This is a genomic window from Spiribacter sp. 2438, from assembly GCF_009676705.1.
Lineage (GTDB): Bacteria > Pseudomonadota > Gammaproteobacteria > Nitrococcales > Nitrococcaceae > Spiribacter.
In genome coordinates, this window is the sequence record NZ_CP046046.1 from 938,128 (window position 1) to 962,122 (window position 23,995).

General features: G+C 64.0%; 22 protein-coding genes. 4 read left to right on the forward strand and 18 right to left on the reverse strand.

All coding sequences use genetic code 11. The annotated features are described in order from the left end of the window. Positions 1–62 precede the first annotated feature (62 nt). From tilS to dnaE, 3 genes are all read right to left on the reverse strand, one after another. Positions 63–1,442 carry a tRNA lysidine(34) synthetase TilS gene (gene tilS / locus GJ672_RS04770; protein ID WP_154296136.1) on the reverse strand — a complete coding sequence of 460 codons (1,380 nt, stop codon included), beginning with the start codon at positions 1,440–1,442 and terminating at the stop codon, positions 63–65. Positions 1,443–1,452: 10 nt separating this feature from the next. Further along, complete coding sequence (locus tag GJ672_RS04775; RefSeq protein WP_154297031.1) at positions 1,453–2,403, reverse strand: acetyl-CoA carboxylase carboxyltransferase subunit alpha; 951 nt, start codon at positions 2,401–2,403, stop codon at positions 1,453–1,455. Positions 2,404–2,480: 77 nt separating this feature from the next. Then, positions 2,481–5,984 carry a DNA polymerase III subunit alpha gene (gene dnaE, locus GJ672_RS04780; RefSeq protein ID WP_154296137.1) on the reverse strand — a complete coding sequence of 1,168 codons (3,504 nt, stop codon included), beginning with the start codon at positions 5,982–5,984 and terminating at the stop codon, positions 2,481–2,483. Between the two features lie 102 nt (positions 5,985–6,086). Between dnaE and lpxA (GJ672_RS04785) the strand changes: the two genes are divergently transcribed. From lpxA (GJ672_RS04785) to GJ672_RS04795, 3 genes are read left to right on the forward strand one after another with little or no spacing between them, the layout of a single operon-like run. Next, entirely contained in the window at positions 6,087–6,872 is a 786-nt protein-coding gene (gene lpxA / locus GJ672_RS04785; protein WP_195759563.1) for an acyl-ACP--UDP-N-acetylglucosamine O-acyltransferase, read from the forward strand. Then, positions 6,869–7,816, forward strand: coding sequence for a Gfo/Idh/MocA family protein (locus GJ672_RS04790; protein WP_154296138.1), 948 nt, complete (start codon positions 6,869–6,871; stop codon positions 7,814–7,816). The genes lpxA (GJ672_RS04785) and GJ672_RS04790 overlap by 4 nt, the downstream gene beginning before the upstream one ends. Next, positions 7,813–8,940, forward strand: a complete 1,128-nt coding sequence (locus GJ672_RS04795) for a DegT/DnrJ/EryC1/StrS aminotransferase family protein (protein WP_154296139.1) — start codon at positions 7,813–7,815, stop codon at positions 8,938–8,940. The genes GJ672_RS04790 and GJ672_RS04795 overlap by 4 nt, the downstream gene beginning before the upstream one ends. Here GJ672_RS04795 and rnhB read toward each other — a convergent pair. Genes rnhB through rpsB form a run of 15 tightly spaced genes read right to left on the reverse strand, consistent with a single transcriptional unit; the run spans position 8,900 to position 23,021 of the window. After that, positions 8,900–9,505 (reverse strand): ribonuclease HII, encoded by a 606-nt coding sequence (rnhB, locus tag GJ672_RS04800; protein ID WP_154296140.1) that lies wholly within the window; start codon positions 9,503–9,505, stop codon positions 8,900–8,902. The two genes, GJ672_RS04795 and rnhB, sit on opposite strands and share 41 nt — an antisense overlap. Then, entirely contained in the window at positions 9,495–10,628 is a 1,134-nt protein-coding gene (gene lpxB, locus GJ672_RS04805) for a lipid-A-disaccharide synthase (RefSeq protein ID WP_154296141.1), read from the reverse strand. Before lpxB ends, rnhB begins: the two co-directional genes overlap by 11 nt. 8 nt (positions 10,629–10,636) lie before the next feature. Continuing rightward, positions 10,637–11,413, reverse strand: coding sequence for an acyl-ACP--UDP-N-acetylglucosamine O-acyltransferase (gene lpxA, locus GJ672_RS04810; RefSeq protein ID WP_154296142.1), 777 nt, complete (start codon positions 11,411–11,413; stop codon positions 10,637–10,639). Next, entirely contained in the window at positions 11,410–11,877 is a 468-nt protein-coding gene (gene fabZ / locus GJ672_RS04815; protein WP_154296143.1) for a 3-hydroxyacyl-ACP dehydratase FabZ, read from the reverse strand. The genes lpxA (GJ672_RS04810) and fabZ overlap by 4 nt, the downstream gene beginning before the upstream one ends. Further along, the gene (gene lpxD / locus GJ672_RS04820; protein ID WP_154296144.1) at positions 11,855–12,925 is read right to left on the reverse strand and encodes a UDP-3-O-(3-hydroxymyristoyl)glucosamine N-acyltransferase; all 1,071 of its coding nucleotides are present in this window, start codon (positions 12,923–12,925) and stop codon (positions 11,855–11,857) included. The genes fabZ and lpxD overlap by 23 nt, the downstream gene beginning before the upstream one ends. Continuing rightward, positions 12,925–13,512: an OmpH family outer membrane protein gene (locus GJ672_RS04825; RefSeq protein WP_229381794.1), complete on the reverse strand. Its 588-nt coding sequence runs from the start codon at positions 13,510–13,512 to the stop codon at positions 12,925–12,927. The genes lpxD and GJ672_RS04825 overlap by 1 nt, the downstream gene beginning before the upstream one ends. Next, complete coding sequence (gene bamA, locus GJ672_RS04830; RefSeq protein WP_154296145.1) at positions 13,513–15,804, reverse strand: outer membrane protein assembly factor BamA; 2,292 nt, start codon at positions 15,802–15,804, stop codon at positions 13,513–13,515. It abuts the gene before it with no gap. A 13-nt stretch (positions 15,805–15,817) separates the two neighbouring features. Next, positions 15,818–17,185, reverse strand: a complete 1,368-nt coding sequence (rseP, locus tag GJ672_RS04835) for an RIP metalloprotease RseP (protein WP_154296146.1) — start codon at positions 17,183–17,185, stop codon at positions 15,818–15,820. Next, on the reverse strand, positions 17,182–18,372 hold the full coding sequence (locus GJ672_RS04840; protein ID WP_229381795.1) for a 1-deoxy-D-xylulose-5-phosphate reductoisomerase: 1,191 nt from the start codon (positions 18,370–18,372) through the stop codon (positions 17,182–17,184). Before GJ672_RS04840 ends, rseP begins: the two co-directional genes overlap by 4 nt. Then, entirely contained in the window at positions 18,369–19,268 is a 900-nt protein-coding gene (locus tag GJ672_RS04845; protein ID WP_195759453.1) for a phosphatidate cytidylyltransferase, read from the reverse strand. Before GJ672_RS04845 ends, GJ672_RS04840 begins: the two co-directional genes overlap by 4 nt. Beyond that, complete coding sequence (gene uppS, locus GJ672_RS04850; protein ID WP_154296148.1) at positions 19,195–19,938, reverse strand: polyprenyl diphosphate synthase; 744 nt, start codon at positions 19,936–19,938, stop codon at positions 19,195–19,197. The genes GJ672_RS04845 and uppS overlap by 74 nt, the downstream gene beginning before the upstream one ends. Before the next feature lie 27 nt (positions 19,939–19,965). Continuing rightward, complete coding sequence (frr, locus tag GJ672_RS04855) at positions 19,966–20,523, reverse strand: ribosome recycling factor (RefSeq protein WP_154296149.1); 558 nt, start codon at positions 20,521–20,523, stop codon at positions 19,966–19,968. A gap of 6 nt (positions 20,524–20,529) precedes the next feature. Further along, on the reverse strand, positions 20,530–21,249 hold the full coding sequence (pyrH, locus tag GJ672_RS04860; protein ID WP_154296150.1) for a UMP kinase: 720 nt from the start codon (positions 21,247–21,249) through the stop codon (positions 20,530–20,532). Between the two features lie 9 nt (positions 21,250–21,258). Next, the gene (gene tsf, locus GJ672_RS04865) at positions 21,259–22,143 is read right to left on the reverse strand and encodes a translation elongation factor Ts (protein WP_154296151.1); all 885 of its coding nucleotides are present in this window, start codon (positions 22,141–22,143) and stop codon (positions 21,259–21,261) included. Between the two features lie 32 nt (positions 22,144–22,175). Beyond that, complete coding sequence (gene rpsB, locus GJ672_RS04870; RefSeq protein WP_154296152.1) at positions 22,176–23,021, reverse strand: 30S ribosomal protein S2; 846 nt, start codon at positions 23,019–23,021, stop codon at positions 22,176–22,178. Positions 23,022–23,235: 214 nt separating this feature from the next. Between rpsB and map the strand changes: the two genes are divergently transcribed. Then, positions 23,236–23,994, forward strand: coding sequence for a type I methionyl aminopeptidase (gene map, locus GJ672_RS04875; RefSeq protein WP_154296153.1), 759 nt, complete (start codon positions 23,236–23,238; stop codon positions 23,992–23,994). Position 23,995 lies beyond the last annotated feature (1 nt).

The window sequence follows — 23,995 nt, forward strand, 5'->3', positions numbered from 1 at the left end:
GCGCAGGACGGGGAAGAAAGGTAGCAGAAGGCAGATGTTCGTACAATGAAGCCGCCGCCGGCCTAAGCGTTTGGGAGGGGCGGCGGAGAGCCTGGCCAGTGCCAGTCCGGCCCGTCGACGCGCCCCGCGGGCCGCCAGTCAAGTCGCAGCCTGGGCTCGCTGGGGGGTGCCAGTCCCGCCTGCGTGACGCCGATACCCGGCACCGCGATGGTCTCCCCGGCTGCATTGATAATCACCGGCCAGCGGTCGCGCCACCAGGGGGGCACCCCGGCCTCACGAAAATACTCCCGCAACAGGCGGGAGGGGCGACCTGATAGCCGGACCCGTTCCCCCGGCGCCGCCGGCCGAATCCACAGCGGTTGCTGAAGGATTTCCCGGGATACTCCCGGTGTCCCGTCAGCGGGGCTTGCGACGATCGACCCCGCATCCCGCCATGGAAACGCGCCGTCGGCCTGTCGCGAGTCGGGCCCCAGGCGCGTCTGTTGAGGCCGATCCGGCAGGACCGCGGGCAGCCGATAGAGCCAGCCGTCGTGTCGCGCAACCCGGCCCTCGGGCCATTCAATAACGGGATGACGATCGACTCCCGCCCCCAGGAGCGCATCCAGTCCGGCGATTAATCGACGCCGCCCGGGGGGGCGCTGCCCGCCTTTTCGGATCCAGTGCCGCAGAAGTCCCTGCTGCACGAACCCGGGGAGCGTCTTCAGAATATCCACCGACAGGCCATCGTGTCCGTCGCCGGTGGCCCTCTCCAGCTGGGCGTCCATTAACCACGCCCTCAAATCCCGCTCGTCGGCGGCGGCAGCGGCGAGACGACTCAGCGAGTCGACAAGATTCGGGGTCTCCCGGGTCAGCGCAGGGATCGTCCGTGACCGCAGACGGCTGCGCTGATAACGCTCCCCCGCATTGGCCGGATCCTCTACCCAGCGAAGTCCCTCCGACCGGGCAAAGGCCTCGATCTCATCGCGACGGGCGTCCAGTAACGGCCGGACGAGCCATCCACCCCCAAAACGGGTGGAGCGAGGAATCCCGCTCAGGCCATCCACTCCGGTGCCGCGCAACAGGCGCAGCAGAACCGTTTCTGCCTGATCATCGGCGTGGTGAGCGGTCGCCAGCACCTCATCGGTGGCCAGGGCTTTGTCCATGGCGGAATAGCGGGCGGCCCGGGCGCCCGCCTGCACCCCACCGGAGCGCACGTCCGGGGCCACATGGGCGACCATCAGTGGGATGCCGAGCCGGCCGCACTCGACCTGGCAGTGCTCCACCCATGCATCGGCGTCATCCGACAGGCCGTGATGGACATGAATGGCGCGGAGCGGCAATCCGGCTCGGGCAGCCAGGTGCAGAAGGACGGTGGAGTCGAGACCGCCGCTGAACGCGATCAGCCATCCAGCGGCTCCGGACGGTTGCCAGGCCGACCAGTCATCCGAAGTCGGCAATGCCATCGTCGCGCCGTTATTCGCGGAAGTGACCGAGCTCCATCAACCGCTGATAGCGCTGCTCAAGACGGGTCTCGGTGTTCAGGTCAGTCACATCCGCAAGGTGATTGCGAAGCGCCTCGGCCACGCGGCTGGCTGCGGTTTTCCAGTCTCGGTGGGCTCCCCCCAGTGGCTCGTCGATGACCTGGTCCACGAGCCCGAGCTCGGAGAGTTTCTCGGCGGTGATGCCCATGGCCTCGGCGGCGTCGGCGGCTTTATCCGCGCTTTTCCAGAGGATGGAGGCGCAGCCTTCCGGCGAGATCACCGAGTAGGTGCTGTACTGGAGCATCAACAGCCGGTCCCCCACTCCAATGGCCAGGGCGCCACCGGAACCGCCCTCTCCAGTGACCAGGCAGATCACCGGAATACGAAGCCGAGACATCACCGCCAGATTGCGGGCGATAGCCTCGCTCTGGCCGCGCTCTTCGGCGCCGACGCCGGGGTAGGCACCGGGGGTATCGATGAAGGTAATGAGCGGCATCGAAAAGCGCTCCGCAAGTTCCATCAGCCTTTTGGCCTTGCGGTACCCCTCGGGTCGGGGCATGCCGAAGTTGCGGTGGATTTTCTCCCGGGTATCGCGCCCCTTCTGCTGGCCGATCACCACGATGGGTGCGCCATCAAACCGGGCCAAACCACCGACGATGGCGGCATCATCGGCAAACGCCCGATCACCGTGAAGTTCCTCGAAATCAGTGAACAGCGCGTCGATGTAGTCCTGTGCGTAGGGACGCTGCGGGTGACGTGCCAGCTGAGAGACCTGCCAGGGGGTCAGGTCCCGGAAGATCTGTTCGGTGAGTTGACGGCTTTTCGCCTGAAGCCGCGACAGCTCATCGCCAATGCTGACATCGGCGTCGGAGCTGACATGTCTGAGTTCGTCGATCTTGGCTTCAAGCTCGGCGATGGGCCGTTCGAACTCCAGAAAATTCATGTCGTCGGAGGCCAATCTTCACGCTCCCTGCCCGTTGAGGCGGTGATTCTACCATGGCAGTGCCGCGACACTGCCGATCATCGTCGGTAGTCGACCCGCCACTGACCGGTGGGCATCAAGGTCTCCAGGCGGGCCAGCAGATCGGGCTCGGGACGGACTCGCCAGTCACTGCCCAACCGAAGCCGGGCCTGCGCGCCGCCCCCCTCATAGTCAATGCAGACCGTGCACTCTCCGGGCTGGTAAGGCTCGAGCGCCGCTTTCAGGCCGGGGATGAAGCCGTTGCCGGCCTGGCTGGATTTCACCTTCAGGACCAGGCGCCGAGCGAATGCCAGGCGTGCCCCGGCCAGGTCATGGACCCGTTCCGCGGACATTCGATATCCGTCATTGAACTCGTCGTAGCCCAGTTCCCCTTCCACAACAATTAGCCGGTCTTTTTCGAGCAGATGCCGAAAGCGCTGATAGACATCACCGAACAGAATCACCTCCAGCCGGGCGGTTCGGTCATCCAGAGTCACAAATCCGAGGCGCCGGCCACTCTGGGTAATGCGACTCCGCGAGGCCACCACGAACCCTGCCAGCACGGCCGGACGATCTCCGTCGCGACGGCCGGACCCGCCTGAACGGTCCGTTGCGCCGCCGCTGGCGGCCTGATTGAGGCGGCAGGTGAGAAACTGCTCGAGCTCGGCTTCGTACTCGCTGATGGGATGCCCGGTCAGATAGAGCCCCAAAGTCTCCTTCTCGGCCGTCAGGCGCTCGCTCTCGCTCCACTCCGGCACCGTTTCGCCTTCCCGGGAAACCACCGACACCGGCACGGCATCCAGCCCGAAGAGGTCATCCTGACCCAGCTCGGAATCGCGCGATCGCTGTTCGGCGGCTCTCAGTGCCGACGGCAGCGTCTCCATGGCGGTTGCGCGATTGACCGTAATGCTATCCAGGCTGCCGGAGCGAATCAGCGCCTCGAGAACACGGCGGTTGACCCGACGCAGGTCAACTCGTCGGCACAAGTCGTGCAGATCCTCGAAAGCACCGTCTTGACGGCGCGCTTCCACCAGGGCCTCCACCGCCGAATGGCCGACCCCTTTGACCGCGCCGAGGCCGTAAATCACGCGGTGGTCATCCGCCGCCTGGAACATCCAGTCGGACTGATTCACGTCCGGCGGGTCCACCGCCAGATTCATCTCGCGGCATTCCTCGATCAGCGTTACCACCTTGTCGGTGTTGTCCATGTCCGAGGACAGCACCGCCGCCATGAAAGCCGACGGGTAATGCGCCTTGAGCCAGGCGGTCTGATAGGACAGCAGCGCGTACGCCGCGGAATGGGATTTGTTGAACCCATAGCCCGCGAACTTCTCCATCAGGTCGAACAGACCTTCGGCATGCCGCCGCTGGAGCCCCTGCTGAATGGCTCCTTCGATGAAAATGCCCCGCTGGCGCGCCATTTCCTCGGGTTTTTTCTTGCCCATGGCACGGCGGAGCAGATCCGCTGCACCGAGACTGTAGCCACCTACCGCCTGGGCGATCTGCATGACCTGTTCCTGGTAAAGGATCACCCCGTAGGTGGGTTTGAGTATCGGCTTGAGGGCATCGTGGTGCAGCTCCGGGGTGGGGTACGCCACCGCCTTGCGCCCGTGCTTGCGGTCGATGAAGTCTTCCACCATGCCGGATTGCAGCGGCCCGGGCCGGAACAGGGCCACCAGCGCCACGATGTCCTCAAAAGAATCCGGGCGCAGCCGCCGGATCAGGTCTTTCATGCCCCGGGATTCCAGCTGGAAAACCGCCGTGGTCTGGCAGGCCCGCAGTCGCTCGAAGGTGGCCGCGTCGTCCAGCGGAATGGCACTGATGTCCAGCAGTTCTTCGTGGCGAGCGCCGCGCAGGGCGTTCACGGCTCGGACCGTCCAGTCGATAATGGTCAGCGTCCGTAGACCCAGAAAATCGAACTTCACCAGGCCGACGGCTTCGGCGTCGTCCTTGTCGAACTGAGTGGCGAGCCCGCCCCCGTTGGGCTCGCAGTAAAGTGGAGCAAAATCCGTGAGATCGGATGGCGCGATGACAACGCCGCCGGCGTGTTTGCCGACATTTCGCGACAGGCCCTCGAGACGCGCCGCCAGATCCAGCAGAAAGGCCACCTCCTCGTCCTGGTCACGAAGCTCCCTGAGGTCACTCTCCTGCGCCAGCGCCTTGTCCAGGGTCATGCCCAGCTCAAAGGGGATCATCTTGGCGATACGGTCGACATACCCGTAGCCGTGCCCCAGCACCCGACCGACATCCCGAACCACGGCCCGTGCGGCCATGGTGCCGTGGGTGGCGATCTGCGAAACCTTCTCGCGGCCGTAGAGCCCGGCGACGTATTCGATGACGCGATCGCGCTTTTCCATGCAGAAGTCAACGTCGAAATCGGGCATGGAAACCCGCTCCGGATTCAGAAACCGCTCGAACAGCAGGTCATACCGGAGTGGGTCCAGATCGGTGATATCGAGGGCATAGGCCACCAGCGAGCCGGCTCCCGAGCCCCGCCCCGGCCCCACTGGAATGTCCTGGGTTTTGGCCCAGCGGATGAAGTCCGCAACAATCAGGAAGTAACCGGGAAAGCCCATGCCCTCGATCACCTCGAGCTCATGCTCCAGACGCGCCTGGTAATCCTCACGCTCACCCCCCGGCGTGCCAAGATGCCGGATTCGGCGCTCGAGGCCTGCCTGGGCCTCGATTCTCAGGTGTTCTTCAATGGTCCGCCCGTCGGGGACCGGGAAGTCCGGCAGGGCGTTCTGGCCGAGGGTCAGGGAGAGGTTGCATCGACGGGCGATGGCAACGCTGTTCTCCAGCGCCTCCGGCAGGTCGCTGAACAGCGCGGCCATCTCCTGTGGCGAGCGCAGGTACTGGGCATCGGAATAGTCCCGGGGGCGCTGGTCATCGTGCAGGATCCGTCCCTGGTGGATACAGACCCGTGCCTCGTGGGCCTCGAAGTCGTCCTGTTCGAGAAACCGGACATCATTCGTGGCCACCACCGGGCACTGGGAGTCAGTGGCCAGCCCAACCGCCGCGTGAACATGAGCTTCGTCGCCGGGCCGTCCGGTCCGCTGCAGCTCCAGGTAATAACGATCGCCGAATCGGTCCTGCCAGAAAGCCATGCGCCGGCGGGCCAGTGATTCATCGCCCCGCACAAGAGCCTCGCCCACATCACCCCGAGCACCACCGGAGAGAACAATCAATCCTTCGTTCCAGCGGTCGAGCCAGCTCCGGTCCACCAGCGGCAGCCCGCTGGCCTGCCCTTCCAGATAGCTGGCGGTGATCAGTCGGGTGAGCGACGCATAGCCCTGATCATTCATGCAAAGACAGGTGACGATGTGGTGTCCCCCGGCGTCCTCCGTGGCGATCCGCAGATCCGCGCCGATGAGGGGCTTTACGCCGGCCTGCATGGCCGCCTCGTAAAACTTCACCATGCCGAACAGATTGCCCTGATCGGTGACCGCCACCGCCGGCATGCCCATGGCCCGGGCCGCCTGCACCAGCGGTTTGATTCGCACCGTGCCGTCGACCAGCGAAAACTCGGTGTGGAGGTGAAGATGAACGAAGCCCGGCGTCATGAAAATGTCCTTTCTGGAGGGTTGTCATGCTACCGCTGAATGACCGGCGGCGGGTAGTCATCCACTGGTGGTCGAAGCGAGTTTCCGACATCATGGCGCCCCATGATCAGCACGCAAATCCACCCCACGGCGATCGTCGATGCCAGTGCCCGACTCGGGACCGGCGTGTCCATTGGTCCGTTCGCGGTCATCGGGCCTGCCGTGGACATTGGGGATGGCTGTGACATTGGTGCCCACGCCGTGCTGGAGGGACCGCTCTCCCTGGGCGCGGGCAATCAGGTCGGCCCCCATGTGGTGCTGGGCCGGGCGCCGCAGGATCTGAGCTACAACGGCGAGCCAACCCGGCTCGAAATCGGCGCCAACAACACGTTTCGCGAATTCTTCACGGCCCATCGCGCCAGCACCAAGGAAGACGGTGTCACACGGATTGGTAGCCGCAACCTCCTGATGGCTTACTGCCATGTCGGACATGACTGCCAGCTGGGCAACGACATCGTCATCGCCAATGCGACTCAGCTCGGCGGCCATATCCACGTGGCCGATCAGGTTTTCATTGCCGGCCTGGTGGGCATGCATCAGTTCATCCGCATCGGCCGACTCGCCATGCTGGGCGGCGGTGCCATGGTGCCCCAGGACGTTGCCCCGTTCTGCACTGTGGCCGGGGACCGCGCCAGCCTTCGGGGCATGAACAGCCGCGGCATGCAGCGCGCCGGCCTGGACAGTGCAGCGCGCCGGGCGGTGCGCCGGGCTCACGATCAGTTTTTTCGGGCCGGACTCCCGGCGCAGGATGCGCTGGCGGCCATCGAAGCCGATACGGCGCTGCAAACCCCAGAAGTGGCGGACTTCGTGAGCTTCATTCGGGGCAGTCAACGCGGAATCGTGCGATGACCCGGCTCCGAACGGCGGTGCTCGGCGCCGGCTATCTGGGACGATTTCATGCCCAGAAATATGCCGCTCATCCCCGCTGTGAGCTGGTCGCCGTGGTGGACAGCGATGCCGACCGCGCCGCGGCGGTGGCGGCGGAGCTCCATTGCGAAGCCTGGTCGGATCCCGCGCTTCTCACCGAGCGTGTCGACGCGGTGAGTGTGGCCGCACCCACCCGGCTGCACCATGAACTGGCCCTGCCCTTGCTGCAGTCCGGGGTGCACCTGCTGATCGAGAAACCGATGACCACCACGCTGGCCGAGGCGGATGCGTTGATCGAAGCGGCCTCGGCGGCTGGCTGCGTCTTGCAGGTCGGGCACCTGGAGCGCTTCAATCCCGCCATGGTCGAGGCGGCGGGGGAGATTACCGCCCCACGCTTTATCGAATCCCACCGGATCGCGCCCTTCAACCCCCGCGGAGCCGATGTGAGCGTGGTGCTGGACCTGATGATCCACGACATCGACCTGATACTCGAGCTGGTGGATGCGCCCCTGGAGCGGATGGACGCCAGCGGTGCCGCGGTGATTTCTAACGACATCGACATCGCCAATGCTCGGCTCAATTTTGCGGATGGGTGCGTGGCGAATGTCACCGCCAGTCGAGTGAGCCCCAAGGCAGAGCGGCGCCTGCGCATTTTTCAGTCCCAGGCCTACTTTGCGCTTGATTTGCAGGCGGGTATCCTCGACATCCAGCGTCGGGATCCGGCCTCCAGCGGTCCACCGGACATGGCCCAGATTCTTCGTGAACAGCGCTGCCCCGGGCGCCGTGACGCGCTCGCGGATGAAATCGATGCCTTCGTCACCGCGGTGATCGACGGTCAGGCACCCTTGGTCAGCGGTGCCGATGGCCGCCGCGCCCTGTCCGCTGCCATCGAAATTGGCCGTCAGCTCAACAGGAATTGGAAATGAGTCAGCAAAAGACAGCGGCCATCCCAATGGTCGATCTGACCGCCCAGTACCCCTTGATTCGAGCAGATATTGAAGCGGGCCTGCAGGCGGCTCTCAGCGAGGCCCGTTTCATCCTGGGGCCGAATGTGCAGGCGCTGGAGGCGGAGATCGCCGCCTACCTCGGGGTTGAGCACTGCGTCTCCGTGGCGTCCGGTACCGATGCCCTACACCTGGCCCTGCGCGCCGCCGGTGTCGGTGAAGGCGATGAAGTCATCACCACGCCGTTCAGCTTCATCTCCACCGCCGAAGCCATTTGCTACGTCGGTGCGCGGCCGGTTTTCGTGGACATCGATCCTCGCACCTTCAACGTCGATCCGGCCGCGGTAGAGGCGGCGATCACGCCGGCCACCCGAGCAATCATGCCGGTCCACCTGTTTGGCCAGCCAGCGAACATCCCGGCGCTTCGCGACATTGCCGGCCGCCATGATCTGATCCTGATCGAAGACTGCGCGCAGTCATTCGGTGCGGCGGTGGATGGCAGGATGACGGGTAGCCTGGGTCATGCCGGGGCGTTCAGCTTCTTCCCCAGTAAGAATCTGGGCGGCTATGGCGATGGCGGCCTGATAAGCACCGACGACGACAGGCTGGCCGCCGAGGCGAAAACCCTACGCAATCACGGCAGTCGCCAGCGCTATTACCATGACGTGGTGGGTTACAACAGCCGGCTTGATGAACTCCAGGCGGTGATCCTGCGGGCCAAGCTCCCCCACATTGACGACTTCAATGAGCACCGTCGCTCGGTGGCCAGGCGCTACACGGAGGCGCTTCAGGGGGTGGCCGGCCTCACGACTCCCCACGAAGACGGCGTCGGGCGGCATGTCTATCACCAGTACACCCTGCTCTGTGAGGACGAAGCCCATCGAGACCGGCTAATGGCGGAGCTGGCAGCGGACAATATCGCCTCGGCGGTTTACTATCCGGTGCCACTGCATCAGCAGGCGGCCTTTAGCGACCTTCATGACGGATCGGCGGTCCCTGCCCTGCCGGTGGCCGAAGACACGGCAAAACGCTGTCTGTCCCTGCCCATCTATCCGGAGCTGGCGCTCACGGATGTGGATCGAATAGCGGCGGTTCTCCGACGCTGAGGACCGCCCGCACCGGTGCGAATGACCGCCGGTGGGCGGGGCACGGCCCCAGACTCTCCAGGCGCTGACGGTGCAGGGCGGTTGGGTACCCCATATGCTGGTCAAAGCCGTAATCCGGATAGCGGGCGTGGAGTTCATGCATCCCCGCATCGCGATGCACCTTGGCGATGATGGATGCCGCCGAAATGGCGGCGACCGAGCCGTCGCCGCCGACAATCGCCTCACCCGGGCAGGGCAGCGTCGGCAGATCGCGGCCATCCACCAGGGCGGACCGCGGAGCGGGTTCCAGGGCTTCCACCGCCTCGCGCATGGCCAACAAGGCGGCCTGGCGAATATTCAGCCGATCAATGGACTCGACATCGACCTCGGCAATCGCAAATCCAATGGCTTCGGTTCGTATTTGCATGGCCAGCTGCTCCCGGCGGGCGGCGGTCAACCGCTTGGAGTCCCGCAGCGCCGACCAGTCCCTGGCGGGATCCAGGATCACGGCGGCTGCCACCACCGGTCCCGCGATGGGACCGCGCCCGACCTCGTCCACACCGGCACAGAAGTGATCAATCTCCATCCAGCATCTCCCGGATGGCCCGGGCGGACTCGGCGCTCGCATCCTTCTGAAGTACGCCGTGCAACTCTCGGAATTTCCGGCGAATAACATCCCTCTGGCCGCGATCATCCAGCAGCTGCTGCAACGCCGGTGCCAGGGCCTCCGGACTCGCCTTTTCCTGAACATACTCCGGCATGATCATTTCACCGGCCATCAGGTTGGGCATGGCGAAATACGGCACCCGAATGACCCGGCGGCCGATGGCCGCCGTCATCCGGTTGACGCGGTAGGCCATCAGGGACGGGCACCCCAACAGCATGGCTTCCAGGGTGGCGGTTCCGGAGGCGATCAGGCCGGCGTCAGCGGCTGCCAGGGTCGAATGGGCACCGCCGGTGCTCACGCTGACCGGTATGGATTCGTGATCCTTCAGGATGTCGCGGATGCGGTGCTCCAGCGTTGAGGTCGCCGCCGGAATGGCAAAACGGATGGCCGGATGGCTCAGCATCACCCGCCTGGCGACTTCGAGGAACAGCGGCAAAAGGTGATCAACTTCGCTGGTCCGACTCCCGGGCAGTAGCGCCACCAGGGATTGATCGGCGGCTAAGCCGAGCTCCTGGCGGGCGTCCTGATGGTCGACCTCCAGAGGAATGTCATCGGCCAGGGGGTGGCCGACAAAGCGGGACGGGACATCCCGATGACGATAAAAATCATGCTCGAAGGGATAGATGCAGAGCACTCGATCCACGGCCTGGCGGATGCTGCGAACTCGCCCCTCCCGCCAGGCCCAGACCGTTGGGCTGACGTACTGCACCGTGGGTATGCCGGCCTGGCGAAGGGAGCGAGCCAGGCCCAGGTTGAAGTCGGGAGCATCAACACCGATGAAGACATCCGGCGGGTCGGCGAGCCAGCGTCGCCGAAGCGCTCGTCGTATGCCCAGCAATCGCGGCAGGTGCCGAAGCACCTCCACCAGGCCCATGACCGAGAGTTCGTGGAGCGGGTAGTAGGAATGTAGCCCGGCGGCGATCATGTGCTGGCCGCCGATGCCCTCAAAGCTTGCTTCGGGGAAGTGCTGCTTCAATGCCTGAATCAGGCCACCGCCGAGATAGTCACCGGACGGTTCACCGGCGATAAGCGCGATCCGCATGCCGCGCCCTAGCGCACGATGCCCCGTTCGGAGTGAGTCACGAACTCCACCAACTCCAGGATGGCGGCGTCCTCGCCGGCTTCGCTTTCCAGCGCTCTGAGCGCCTCCTGAAGACGCAAGCCCTTTTTGTACAAGGTTCGGTAAGCGTTGCGAAGTCTCATCTGCGCCTCGCTTTCGTATCCCAGCCGCCGAAGCCCCTCGGTGTTGATGCCGTGGGGCCGAGCCGGGTCTCCCGCCACCATCACCCAGGGCGGCACGTCCCGGCGTATGCAACTGCCCATCGAGGAAAAACTGCCCCGCCCGAGGCGGCAGAACTGATGCACCAGGGTGAATCCACCCAGGGTGGCTCCATCCCCGATCGTGACATGGCCGGCCAGCGACGCGCCGTTGGCGAACACCGCCTGATTGCCCACGATGCAGTCATGGGCGATGTGGACATAGGCCATAATCCAGTTGCCGTCGCCGATCCGGGTGACACCACCGCCTTCCTCGGTCCCGCGGTTGATCGTGACGAACTCCCGAATCGTGTTGTCCCGACCGATTTCCAGCCGGCTGGCTTCTCCGCGGTACTTTTTGTCCTGCGGAATTTCGCCCACCGAAGCGAACTGGAAAACCCGCGTACCGGCCCCGATATGCGTCTCGCCGCGGATCACCGCATGGGGTCCAACCACGCAACCGGACTCCAGCGTGACACCGGCGTCAATCACGGCGTAGGGCCCCACTTCGACGTCGCTGGCCAGCGACGCCCCCGGGTCCACCGACGCGGTCGGATCGACACCCGTCACGATTCCCTCATGGTGCAGCGGATACCGGCACTCGCCGCGACCACGTCATCCACGCGGGTCTCGGCCTGAAAAAGCCAGATACCTCGGACCACCCGCTCCAGGGTAGCGGTCATTCGAGCGGTTTCTCCCGGCTCTAGTGGGCGCTTGAAGCGCGCGTTGTCCACCCCCACCAGGTAGAAAAGCGGCGCCTCCGGTGGCAACTCAGCATTGGGATCCGCTTCCCGGGTGACGAATGCCAGCAGCCCACAGCACTGGGCCATGGACTCCACCAGCAGCACGCCGGGCATGATGGCCTTGACCGGAAAATGACCCGTGACCCAGGGCTCATTGGCGGTGACCTGTTTGATGCCCACCAGGCGCTCGCCGGGCTCGTAATCGACAACCCGGTCCACCAGCAGGAATGGATAGCGGTGGGGTAACCGCCGCCGGATGTCTTCCAGATCAAGGGTTCGATTCTGACTCATTCATCATCCTTTCAAGCGCCTTCTCGAGGGCATCAATCCGTTTTGCCATGGCATCCAGCTGACGGAAGCGGACCGCGTTGCGCCGCCATTCCCGGGCCGGCATCGCCGGAATACCCGAGGAATAGACTCCCGATTCGGACACATTGCCGGTGACCATGGCCATGCCCGTGAAAGTCGTCCCCGGAGCAATATCCAGATGCCCTGCCATCCCCACAGCGCCCGCGATGGTACAGCAACGGCCGATACGAGTGCTCCCGGCGATGCCGGAACAGGCGGCGATGACGGTGTGCTCCCCCAGTTGGACGTTATGAGCGATCTGAACCAGGTTGTCGATCTTGCAGCCGTCGCCAATGACGGTGTCGCTCTGGGCGCCCCGGTCAATGGTGGTGTTGGAGCCGATATCCACGTCGTCACCAATCACCACTCGTCCGAGCTGCGGGACGGCCTCCCAACGCTCGCCGTCCGGCGCAAAGCCGAAGCCTTCGCCGCCAATCACCACACCGGGATTGATCCGTACTCGGGCCCCCAGCTGGCTGGCCGCCCGAATGCAGGCATTGGCCCCGATTCGGCAGTTGGAGCCGATCTGGACGTCCGCCTCCACCACGACGCCGGGATCGAGAATGCAGCCTTCACCGATCCGGGCTCCGGCGCCGACATGGACACCGGGAGAAATTTCCGCCGTGGGGTGGATAACGGCGGTGGCATGCACGTCGGCACTGCCGCTGACCCCGGCAACCGCCTGTCGGGGCGGATGAAGCACCCACACGGCACGCGCGAAGGCGAGATAGGGATTGTCCGTAAACAGCGCCGCCACCCCGGCTGGCATCCCCTCGATATCCGGGGGCACAAAAACGCCGGCGGCCCGAGTGGTGGCCAGGGCCGGATAATACCTGGGGTTGGCCAGAAAACTGACCGCGTCGGGTCCGGCCTCATCCAGTGGTGCCACTCGGGTGACGGGGAGATCCGGGTTACCGTCCAGACGACTGCCGGTTACTTCCGCAATCTCCCTCAGCGAACGAGTGTGACGAGGCGTTGGCTGGCTCACCATTAGCCGCCATTGTCCTGCTGCTGCTCGTACTGCAGCCTCAGCCGTTCAATGATGCGATCGGTAATGTTGATCGCGTCACTGGCAAAGACCACGCCATCACTCACCACCAGGTCGAAATTGTTCTCTTCGGCAAACTCTTCCACGGTCCGCAGAATCCGGCGCTGAAGCTGTCCCAGCGACTCATTGCGTCGCATGTTGAAGTCTTCGCGAAAGGCATCCTGCTGACGTTGGATCTGGCGTCGCCGGGTGACGATTTCCCGCTGCAGTTCCTGCTGGATGTCCTGATCGAGGGTCAACCGTTGCTCAGCGAGGCGATCCTCCAGCCGGCGAAGCTCGTCCTGCATCTCGACGATGGCCTCATCCCGCGGCGCGAACTCCTCCTGCAGACGTTCTCTGGCCGCATCCGCCTGCGGGGCTTCGTCGGAGACCCGTCCCGGGTTGACATAGCCGATGGTAATCGAGTCCCTCTCTTCCGTGGCGAGGACCGTGGTGGGCAGGCTCAATCCCAGAGCCAACCCCGCAGCGATGAGGCCAGCCACCCAACGGGCTGGCCCTCCACCGGCAATCAGGGTCCGGGCGATCATCATCTAGAAAAATGCTCCGATGGTGAATTGGAAGAACTGGGTGTCATCGCCGGACTCGGCGTTCAGGGGTTCCGCAATGCTCATCGTCAGCGGCCCGACGGGAGAATAGTAAATCAGGCCCAGGCCGGCCGCGAATCGCATGTCACTGACGGAAACGCTGTCGAATTCGTCAACCGTCGATCGATCCAGATCCCACACCTGGCCGCCATCAATGAAAACACTGGCCCGCAGGTTGCCACCGTCGTCCTCCATTGAGAACGGGAAGCGCAATTCCGAGCGGCCAAGAATCCGGAAATTGCCGCCGACGGACTCGTTATCCTCATCCTTAGGTCCCAGGGAGTTGCGGCGGTAACCCCGCACGGTACGAATGCCGCCGGCAAAGAAGTTCTCGTAGAAGGGCATGACCTCGGTGCCGCCGTAGCCACTGCCGTAGGACAGATCACCGTCCAGCACCAGTGTGAAGCGATCGCTCAGGGCAAAATAGCGTGCCTGCTCGTAACTCGCCCGGTAGTAAGTCAGGTCGGAGACCTCCGGGAGGGCAACATCAAACCGCAGTCGCTGACGGGCACCGTCGGTGGCGAATATGGCCCGGTCCCGTGTATCCCGGGTCCAGAACACGCTGGTTCGAATGGCCCGATTGCGGGAGCCCTCACGGTCAATTTCGTTGCGCAGGTAAGCGGTGGCGTCCGAAGGCAGATCGATATCGGTTTCGTCAAACTCCAGGTCCGCACCCACCCGATCATTGCTGGTCACCGGAATGCGATAACCGTAGCTGAAAGTGGCCTGTTGGAGCCCATAGTCGGTGAGGTCGCGCTCACCCGCATCCCGGTCGCGGTAGGCCAGTGCAAAGCGCCGGTCAATGCCGCTTCGGGTGTGGTTGCGATCCAGGTAGCTGATCCGGTAGAGCGTGTCGGAGTCGTCGCTGTTGGCCACGAACTCCGCCCGGTCCCCCGTGCCCAGGACATTATCCTGCTGGAGACCCAGGTTGAGGATCACGCCCTGATCACTGCCGAAGCCAACACCGGCGGTCAGGCTCCCGGAGAGCCGTTCAGTGGTCTCAACCTCCACATCGACCTGATCGTCGGTGCCGGGCACCTGGGGCGTACTGATTCGCACATCCCCGAAAAAGCCGGTCCTCCCCAGGCGTCGTTCCGATTCTCTGAGGTCGGTGGTGGAGAGCCAGCTCCCCTCAAGCTGGCGCATTTCGGTTCGGATGACGTCATCCCGAGTGGTCTCGTTGCCGGTGATACGGACCCGGCGGACATAGACCCGGCTGGCGGGGTCAACGAAGAAGGTCAGGTCCACCGCCCGATCCGCTTCGCGGATTTCGGGGACCGGGTTGATTCTCGCGAACGCATAGCCCTGTTCGCCCAGCTTGTCGCGAAGGGCTGACACCGTCCGGGTGATGCCCCGCTGGGTGTAAATGTCGCCTGACCGGACCTCCAGCAGCTCGCGAAGCTCCGCCTCACTGAAAATGAGTTCACCGGCCAGCGACACGTCGCCCACGGTGTACTGCGGCCCCTCATCCACGTTGACCGTGATATGGATGCGCTGTCGATCTGGACTGATCGTTACCTGAGTGGTCTCGATGTCAAAACCGGCATAACCCCGGTCCCGATAGAAGGCCCGCAGGCTGTCCAAATCCGCAGAAAGTCTCTCGCGGGAGTAGCGATCGCGATCGGAGAGGAACGCCCACCAGGGACGCGGGCCCATGCGGAACTGATCACGCAGGATTTCGTCCGAGAAACTCTCGTTGCCAATAAAGCGGATCGGCTGGACCGAAGCCGGCTCACCCTCTTCAATATCGATGCGGATGCTGACGCGGTTGCGTGGCAGCGGCGACACGGTACTTTCGATGGAGACATCGTAATAGCCACGGGCGAAGTACTGCTGCTCCAGCTCCCGTTCAATGCGCTCCAGCAGCGGCCGCTCGAAGCTCTGACCCTCCCCCAGGCCCGTGTCTCGAAGGCCCTCCCTCAAGCGGTCACTGTCGAGTTCGTCGTTGCCGGTAAACTCAATCTGGGAAATGGCCGGGCGTTCCTCCACGGCGATGATGAGCGTATTGCCGTCCCGCAGCACCCGAACATCATCAAAAAAACCGGTATCGAACAGCGAGCTGACTGCATCCGCCGTGGCGGCTGCGTCGACCTCATCGCCGGGCTCCAGCGGCAGGTAGTTGAGAACGGTGCCCTCGGCAATCCGCTCCAGCCCCCGAATCCGGATTTCTTCGACGGTGAACGCATCGGCCACCGTGGCAACGGCCAGAAGCGCCAGGCCCGCTAATGTTTTTCGCATGTGCTGCTGGTCTCTATCCCCCGCTGGTAAGCAGACGGAGGATATCGTTATAGAACGCCAGCGTCATCAACATTAATAGCAGGGCGATACCGATCTGCTGGCCAAACGCCTGAGCCGCCTCTGAAAGCGGACGTCCCCGCACCCACTCAATGAGGTTGTAGAGCAGATGCCCGCCGTCCAGAACCGGGATGGGCAACAGATTGATGATCCCGAGGCTGATGCTCACGATGGCGAGGAACTTGAGAAAGGGGTTGATCCCCAGGGAGACCGTTTCTCCGGCGTACTGGGCGATGTTGATCGGGCCACTGAGATTGCGGACCGACGCCTCGCCGATCACCATTTTGGTCAGCACTTCGACGGTCAGAGCCCCCGCCTGCCAGCTGGAGTCCAGAGCTCGAGGGATCGCGGCGAGGGGACCATGCCGCACCTCCCGGCGCATGTCCTCGAAGGTCCCCTCGGGGATGTCCGGTGTGACACCCAGCACACCCCGCCGCGCTGCTCCGTCACCGCGGGCCTGCAGGGTAACGGTAACCGTGCGCTCGCCCCTAACCCCGGTAACCACCACTGGCACTTCCTCGCCGGGGCGATCGCCAACCGCCTCCACCAAATCCGCCCAGTCCGTGGTGGGCTCGCCGGCGACGCTGAGAATCCGCTCGCCCGACTGCAGGCCGGCTTCGGCGGCGGCACCGCCCGGCACCAGCTCGTCAATCACCGGGGGGATCTGGGGACGCCACGGCTGGAAGCCGATTCGCTGCAGGGCTTCGCCTTCCTCATCCAGCAACCGCGCCTGCGACAGGTCCAGAACCCGCTCAAGACGCCGCCCGTCAGGGCGTTCCACAGCCACTTCGACGGCATCCCCGTCCGCCGAGCGGATAAGAGAAATAATGGCCTGATCCCATGCCTCGACCGTCCGACCATTGACCGCCAGGATCTCGTCGCCCTCCTCGAATCCCGCGGCTTCGGCCGGCGTGTCCGAGATCACCGGCCCAATCACCGGCTTCATTTCCACGGAGCCCGCCACGGCGATGACCCAGTACGCCAGGATGGCGAGTGCGAAGTTGAACACCGGGCCCGCCAGAATGATGGCGTTGCGGGCCCAGAGGGGCTTCTGGTTGAAGGCCATGTGACTTTCCGTCGAGGGCACCTCGGACTCGCGCTCATCCAGCATTTTGACGTAACCGCCCAGCGGAATGGACGCCACCACATATTCGGTGCCGTCCTTGCCAACCCGCTGGATCAGCGGCTTGCCAAAGCCGATGGAGAACCGGAGCACTTTCACGCCAACGCGGCGGGCCACCCAGAAATGTCCGAATTCGTGAACCGCCACGAGGATCCCGATGGCGAGGAGGAAACCGAGGATATTGATGAGCCAGCCGATCATGAGTGGTATTGCTCCAGAATGGCCGCCGCCCGCCGACGGGCCGTTTGCTCGTGGGCGATCAGCGAATCCAGATCGTCAAGAGAGTCCTGGTTCATAGACCCCAGGGTCTCCTCGATGATTCCGGCAATCCGATCGAATGCCAGCCTGTTCGCCAGAAAGGCATCAACGGCCACCTCATTGGCGGCATTCAGGGCGGCCGTACAGGCCGCCCCGGCAGAAAGCGCCTGTCGCGCCAGGTCCAGGCACGGGAAGCGCGCCGGATCCGGCGCCTCGAATTCCAGCGCTCCCAACTGCGCAAGATCCAATTCGGCCACACCGGCATCGATCCGATCGGGCCAGGCGAGTGCGTGGGCAATCGGCGTTCGCATATCCGGTAGCCCAAGTTGCGCCAGCAGCGAGCCATCGCAATAGCGGACCAGGGCGTGAACCAGGCTCTGTGGGTGAACCAGGACCTCAACCCGTTTACCGGAAATACCAAAAAGCCGTGCGGCCTCAATGACTTCCAGTCCCTTATTCATCATTGTTGCCGAGTCGACGGAAATCTTCCGTCCCATCGACCAGGTGGGGTGGGCGCAGGCTTCATCGACGGTCACATTCGCCAGCGTGTCCACCGGCCGGGTTCGGAACGGGCCGCCAGAGGCGGTCAGAACCAGCGCGGCAACGCCCTCCAGACTTCGCTGCGCGCCGCCGGCGCTCCCGAGGCACTGAAACAGCCCATTGTGTTCGCTATCGATGGGCAGCAGGGTCGCACCACTCTCTCTGGCGGCGGCAATGACCAGATCACCCGCCACCACCAGCGCTTCCTTGTTGGCAATCAGCACCCGTTTTCCGGCACTGGCAGCGGCTAGACAAGACGCCAGCCCGGCGGCGCCGACGATCCCCGCCACCACGGTGTCCACCGCGTCACTGGCGGCCACCTCGGCAATGCAGCGCGACCCGGCGAGAACCTCAATGGAGGCACTGGCGCCCAGCGCCGCCTCGAGCTCCCGCGCGGCCGCCTCGTCAGCCATCACGGCAATTCGGGGCTGGAACTGGTGGCAGAGGGCCGCCATTTTTTGAGTGTTGCCATTGGCGGTCAGCGCCGTGACCCGGTAACGCTCCGGGTGTCGCTGCACCACGTCGAGCGTACTTTCGCCGATGGATCCGGTGGCACCCAGAATCGCCAGCCTTTGCAATGGCGCACTCACCCTTCCAGCACCATGACACCGATCGCCATCACCGGTGCCCCCGCCAGCAGCGCATCAACACGATCAAGGATACCGCCATGACCTGGCAGAACCTGGCCGCTGTCCTTGGCACCGGCCCATCGCTTGAGGAGGCTCTCGGTCAGGTCACCCACCACCGAAGCGGCTACCACGATGACCCCCAGGAGCATGAGTGCCGGCGTTGAGGGCAATACCAGGCCCATCCCTCGACCCAGTCCCACGAGGAGCACCAGCAGGCCGACGGCGAGCAAAGCCCCACCGGCCACCCCCTCCCAGGTCTTTTTCGGGCTCAATGCCGGGGCCAGGGGAACGCGTCCAAAATGCCGGCCGGCGAAGAAAGCGCCGATATCAGCGCCCCAGACCAGCAGGAAACACAGCGTCAGCCAGAACGGCCCGCTATCCGGTTGGCCATGCAACGCCACCAGACCCAGCCATGCCAGCACCAGCGTGACGGCGCCACTGCCCAATCGGACGTTGCGGCTGGGGGCTGCCAGATCCGGCTGGCGGGACCGCACCGTGAGCACCGCGAGCATACCGAGCCACCAGGCGCCGGCCGGCAGGGCCCAGGCTTCGATGCCCGCCGGCCGAGCGGCGCCCAGTGTCCACAAAACCCCGAGGAGCGCACCCACGGCAGCCGCAAAAATAGCCTGGTCATTGCGACGTTTCAGGCCACTGAGCGCTGCCCACTCCCAGGCGGCCCAGGCACTGATCACGGCCAGGAGCAGCCCCAGCCAGGCGGTTGGTAGTGTCCAGACCAGCAGCAATGCCACCGCAGCCAGTGGAACCGCCGTAAGAACCCGCTTTTTAAGCATCGTGCTGGAGATCGTCGGCAGCCCGAACGCCACCGAAACGGCGTTGCCGTCCGGCAAACCACTCAAGGGCCGCCCGCATTTCGTCCGCGCGAAACGCCGGCCAGAGCACCGGAGTGAAATACATTTCAGTGTAAGCCAGATGCCACAGGAGGAAGTTGCTGATCCGCTGCTCGCCGCCGGTCCGGATGAAAAGATCCGGGTCGGGCAGATCCCCGAGGCAGATCCCGGACTGCAGCGTCGCTTCGTCAATATCCTCGGGGTCCATGTCGCCACGCAGACACGCCTGCGCCAGATGCTTTGCTGCCTGGGTCAGATCCCAGCGGCCGCCGTAGCTGGCCGCGATGTTCAGCTGCATTCGCTGGTTGGAACGGGTGACCTGCTCAGCCCTGGCACAACGCTCTCGGAGCCGCTCGGAGAGGCGGCTGCGGTCTCCTATGACCTTGAGTCGGATGTCATTTTTGTGGAGGCGACCGGTTTCGCGATCCAGCATGCGCATGAACAACTCCATGAGCATGCCCACCTCTGATGGAGGGCGTTGCCAGTTCTCACTGCTGAAGGCAAAAAGCGTCAGCGCCCTGACCCCTTCCCGGGCACAGGTTTCCACCACCTCCCGGACGGACTCCGCGCCCACTCGGTGCCCCTGGTGCCGGGGTTCACCGTGTTCCTCGGCCCAGCGCCCATTGCCGTCCATGATGATGGCGACATGCGCGGGGACGGAATTGGTCGTCTCAGTCATGTGGTTCACCCCGAGAGCGGATGACCCTCACACGGACATCAACTCGTCTTCCTTGGCGGCAAGCAGATCATCGATGGCGGCGACGTTCTTGTCGGTCAGTTTCTGGATCCGGTCTTCGCCCTGCTTCTGCTCATCTTCCGTAATTTCTTTTTCCTTGAGCAACTGCTTGAAGTCGCTATTGGCATCCCGGCGTATATTGCGCACGGCCACCTTGGCCTGTTCACCCTCGGCGCGTACGACCTTTACCAGATCCCGGCGCCGTTCCTCCGTCAGCGGAGGGAGCGGGATGCGGATCGTGGTGCCCGCCGTATTGGGGGTGAGCCCGAGGTTCGATTCGAGAATGGCCTTTTCGACGGTCTGAATCATGCTCTTCTCGAACGGGGTCACCAGCAGGGTGCGAGAGTCACCCACCGCCACCGAGGCCGCCTGGTTCAGGGGCACTTCGGTGCCATAATAGCTGACGGTTACCTGATCCAGCAGGCTGGTCTGGGCCCGGCCGGTGCGGATTTTCTGAAGATCCTGATTGAGGCTCTCCACGCTTTTCTGCATCCGCTGATCGGCATCTTTTGCGATTTCTTCAATCATGGGCAGTTATCCCCGATCCACCCGGGTACCGACGCTCTCGCCTTCGACGATGCGCCCGAGCACCCCGGGCTGGTTAATGTCAAAAACCACAATCGGCATGTTTTGATCCCGGCACATGACAATGGCGGTGGCATCCATCACGGACAGGCGGTCATCCAGGACCTGATCGTAACTCAGACGATCATAGCGCCGGGCGTTGGGATCCAGCACCGGATCCGCGGAATAGACTCCGTCCACTTTGGTGGCCTTGAGCATGAGATCCGCGCCGATTTCCACGGCCCGCAGACTGGCCGCCGAGTCGGTGGTGAAAAACGGGTTGCCGGTGCCGGCCGCCAGAATGACCACCCGCCCTTTCTCGAGGTGTCTGACCGCCCGGCGGCGGATGTAATCCTCGCAGACCTGGTTGATCTTGATGGCGGACATCACCCGGGTGAAGACCCCTTCGCGCTCCAGGGCATCCTGCATGGCGAGACCATTCATGACCGTGGCCAGCATGCCCATGTGGTCTGCGCTGATGCGGTCCATGCCGGCGGCGGCCAGCCCCGCCCCGCGGAAAATGTTGCCGCCCCCGATGACCAGCGAAACCTGGACACCGCGGTCCACCAGCGCCCGAACCTCCGCGGCCAAACGCCGCAGCACTTCCGGATCGATGCCGTAGTCGGCGGTGCCCAGCAGGGCTTCACCGCTGAGCTTGAGCAGAATGCGCTGGTAGACCGGATCAGCCATGGCCAGAACTCAGCCGCCCTTGATGGTTGCGGCCACTTCCTCCGCGAAGTTCTCTTCCCGCTTCTCGATGCCCTCGCCCACTTCCAGGCGAGCGAACCGGACAACCCGAGCGCCGCGATCCTTGAGCAGGGCCTCGACGGTCTGGTCGGGATCCTTCACGAACGGCTGGCCCAGCAGGGTGATTTCCGCGAGCCACTTCCGTAGCCGCCCTTCCACCATTTTCTCGATGATTTCCTGAGGCTTGCCGGATTCCTGTGCCTGCGCGATGAGGATCTCCCGCTCCTTGGCGGCGCGGTCCTCGGGCACGTCGTCAACACTGACGCACACCGGCCGGGAAGCTGCGATGTGCATGCACAGGTCCCGTCCCAGGGACTCATCGCCACCTTCCAGCTCGATTAGCACACCAATGCGGCTGCCATGCAGGTAATGATGGATCTGGCCGGCTTCGCAGGCATAGCGCTGAAAACGCCGCACCTGGATGTTTTCACCAATGCGGGCCACCAGTTCTTTCTGGGCGGTCTGAATGTCTTCGCCGCCCGGCTCCAGCGGCATCGCCAGCAACGCACCGATGTCGGTGGGGTCATCCTCGAGAATGCGGGCCACGACCCTGCCGGCAAATTCCTGGAAATCGTCGCCGTTGGCGACAAAGTCCGTCTCACTGTTGATCTCGACAATGGCCCCGGTGCGGCCATCTTCACCGATGGATGCCACGACGGCGCCTTCGGCGGCCACGCGATCAGCCTTCTTGTCGGCCTTGGCGAGGCCACGCTTCCTCATGAATTCGACCGCGGCGTCCATGTCGCCTTCGGTCTCAACCAGCGCCTTCTTGCACTCCATCATGCCGGCGCCGGTGCGCTCACGCAGCGTTTTAACGTCTTGTGCGGTAATCGCCATGAATCAATATTCCTCTGTCCTTTGCGGATCGACTAGCCGTTCGTCTTCGGCGCCTCGGCGGCACTGTCGGCCGGCGCACTGGCTTCCGGGGCTTCAGGAGCCTCGGCTTTGGTCGCGGTCTCCGATTCGGTGTCGGCGGCGGCTTCATCGGCGGACAGCTCCACGAACTCGTCATCAGCGCCGGTGGCCTGTGAAGTCGCCATGCGGGCATCGACGATGGCATCCGAGGCACCGCGGAGGTAAAGCTGGATGGCCCGAATGGCGTCATCATTACCGGGAATCACGTAATCCACTTCGCGAGGACTGTTGTTGGTGTCCACCACAGCAACCACCGGAATGCCCAGTTTGCGGGCTTCCTGGACGGCGATTTTCTCGTAGCCGACATCGATGACAAATAGCGCGTCTGGCGGTGTTTCCATGTCGACGATGCCGCCGAATGCCCGCTCCAGCTTGTCCATCTCCCGCTGCAGGGACAGCACCTCGCGCTTGCCCAGTTTGTCGAAGGTGCCGTCGTTCTTCTGCTCCTGGAGTTCTTTGAACCGCCGAATGGAGCGCTTCACCGTCCGGAAGTTGGTGAGCATGCCGCCGAGCCAGCGGTGGTTCACGTAGGGCATGCGGCAACGCTGTGCCTCGTCACGGACCGCATCCCGGGCAGCCCGCTTGGTGCCCACAAACATGATTCGGCCGCCATTGGCCGCCAGACTGCCGAGGTAGTTCAGCGCTTCCTGATAGAGCGGCAGGCTCTTTTCCAGATTGACGATGTGGATCTTGTTGCGCTCGCCGAAGATGTAAGGCGCCATCTTCGGGTCCCAGTAACGGGTCTGGTGGCCGAAATGAACGCCGGCCTCCAGCATCTGTCGCATGGTCACTTTGGCCATGGTTGAAGTCTCCTTGTATCGGGTTAGGCCTCCATGCACCCGCAGTCGACAACCCCCTGGGGGGCACCCCGCCAACCGTGTCGGTGCATGTGTGGAATTTTGATTGCATTGCCCTAAGGGCGCCGCGTTTATACCATAGCGGGCTTGCGTGAACAATTTGCGAGCGCGGCGGCTTCACTGCCCAAACCCTTTTCCAAGGCGACTGACTGGCATCATGACCATCTCCCTCAAAACCCCCGACGAAATCGAGGCAATCCGTGCCGCCGGCCAGCGGGCCGCCGCCGTGCTCGACATGATTGGCGAGCACGTTCGCCCGGGGGTCACCACCGGCGAGCTGGACCGGCTATGCCATGAGTACATCGATTCCCTGGGCTGTACACCGGCGCCCCTGAACTACCGCGGTTTCCCAAAGGCCACCTGCATTTCGGTCAACCACGTCATCTGCCACGGGATTCCGGGCTCGAAAAAGCTCAAGCGCGGAGACATTCTGAACATTGATGTCACGGTCATCTTCGAGGGCTGGCACGGTGACACCAGCCGCATGTACTACGCTGGCGAGCCTGGAATCCAGGCACGGCGGGTGGCCGAGGTGGCGCGCGAAGCCATGCAGGCCGGCATTCGGGCTGTGCAACCCGGCGCTCACCTGGGGGATATCGGCCATGCCATTCAAAGCCTCGCCGAGGGGGCGGGCTTTTCCGTCGTCCGCGAGTACTGTGGACACGGCATCGGCCAGGGCTTCCACGAGGAACCTCAGATCCTGCACTACGGACGGCCGGGGACCGGCATTGAGTTAAAGCCCGGCATGACCTTCACGGTGGAGCCGATGATCAACGCCGGCAAACCTCAGACCCGCCTGCTGGGAGACCAGTGGACCGTGGTGACCAAGGATCACAGCCTGTCCGCTCAGTGGGAGCATACGGTGGCGGTCACGGCAGGCGGGGTCGACATTCTGACCCTGAGCGCTGATCACTGAC

Bases quoted from the DNA above. Each gene is read 5' to 3' on its own strand.
- tilS (WP_154296136.1), bottom strand. From the start codon at position 1,442: ATGGCATTGCCGACTTCGGATGACTGGTCGGCCTGGCAACCGTCCGGA.
- GJ672_RS04775 (WP_154297031.1), bottom strand. From the start codon at position 2,403: ATGAATTTTCTGGAGTTCGAACGGCCCATCGCCGAGCTTGAAGCCAAG.
- dnaE (WP_154296137.1), bottom strand. From the start codon at position 5,984: ATGACGCCGGGCTTCGTTCATCTTCACCTCCACACCGAGTTTTCGCTG.
- lpxA (WP_195759563.1), top strand. From the start codon at position 6,087: ATGATCAGCACGCAAATCCACCCCACGGCGATCGTCGATGCCAGTGCC.
- GJ672_RS04790 (WP_154296138.1), top strand. From the start codon at position 6,869: ATGACCCGGCTCCGAACGGCGGTGCTCGGCGCCGGCTATCTGGGACGA.
- GJ672_RS04795 (WP_154296139.1), top strand. From the start codon at position 7,813: ATGAGTCAGCAAAAGACAGCGGCCATCCCAATGGTCGATCTGACCGCC.
- rnhB (WP_154296140.1), bottom strand. From the start codon at position 9,505: ATGGAGATTGATCACTTCTGTGCCGGTGTGGACGAGGTCGGGCGCGGT.
- lpxB (WP_154296141.1), bottom strand. From the start codon at position 10,628: ATGCGGATCGCGCTTATCGCCGGTGAACCGTCCGGTGACTATCTCGGC.
- fabZ (WP_154296143.1), bottom strand. From the start codon at position 11,877: ATGAGTCAGAATCGAACCCTTGATCTGGAAGACATCCGGCGGCGGTTA.
- lpxD (WP_154296144.1), bottom strand. From the start codon at position 12,925: ATGGTGAGCCAGCCAACGCCTCGTCACACTCGTTCGCTGAGGGAGATT.
- GJ672_RS04825 (WP_229381794.1), bottom strand. From the start codon at position 13,512: ATGATGATCGCCCGGACCCTGATTGCCGGTGGAGGGCCAGCCCGTTGG.
- bamA (WP_154296145.1), bottom strand. From the start codon at position 15,804: ATGCGAAAAACATTAGCGGGCCTGGCGCTTCTGGCCGTTGCCACGGTG.
- rseP (WP_154296146.1), bottom strand. From the start codon at position 17,185: ATGATCGGCTGGCTCATCAATATCCTCGGTTTCCTCCTCGCCATCGGG.
- uppS (WP_154296148.1), bottom strand. From the start codon at position 19,938: ATGACTGAGACGACCAATTCCGTCCCCGCGCATGTCGCCATCATCATG.
- frr (WP_154296149.1), bottom strand. From the start codon at position 20,523: ATGATTGAAGAAATCGCAAAAGATGCCGATCAGCGGATGCAGAAAAGC.
- pyrH (WP_154296150.1), bottom strand. From the start codon at position 21,249: ATGGCTGATCCGGTCTACCAGCGCATTCTGCTCAAGCTCAGCGGTGAA.
- tsf (WP_154296151.1), bottom strand. From the start codon at position 22,143: ATGGCGATTACCGCACAAGACGTTAAAACGCTGCGTGAGCGCACCGGC.
- rpsB (WP_154296152.1), bottom strand. From the start codon at position 23,021: ATGGCCAAAGTGACCATGCGACAGATGCTGGAGGCCGGCGTTCATTTC.
- map (WP_154296153.1), top strand. From the start codon at position 23,236: ATGACCATCTCCCTCAAAACCCCCGACGAAATCGAGGCAATCCGTGCC.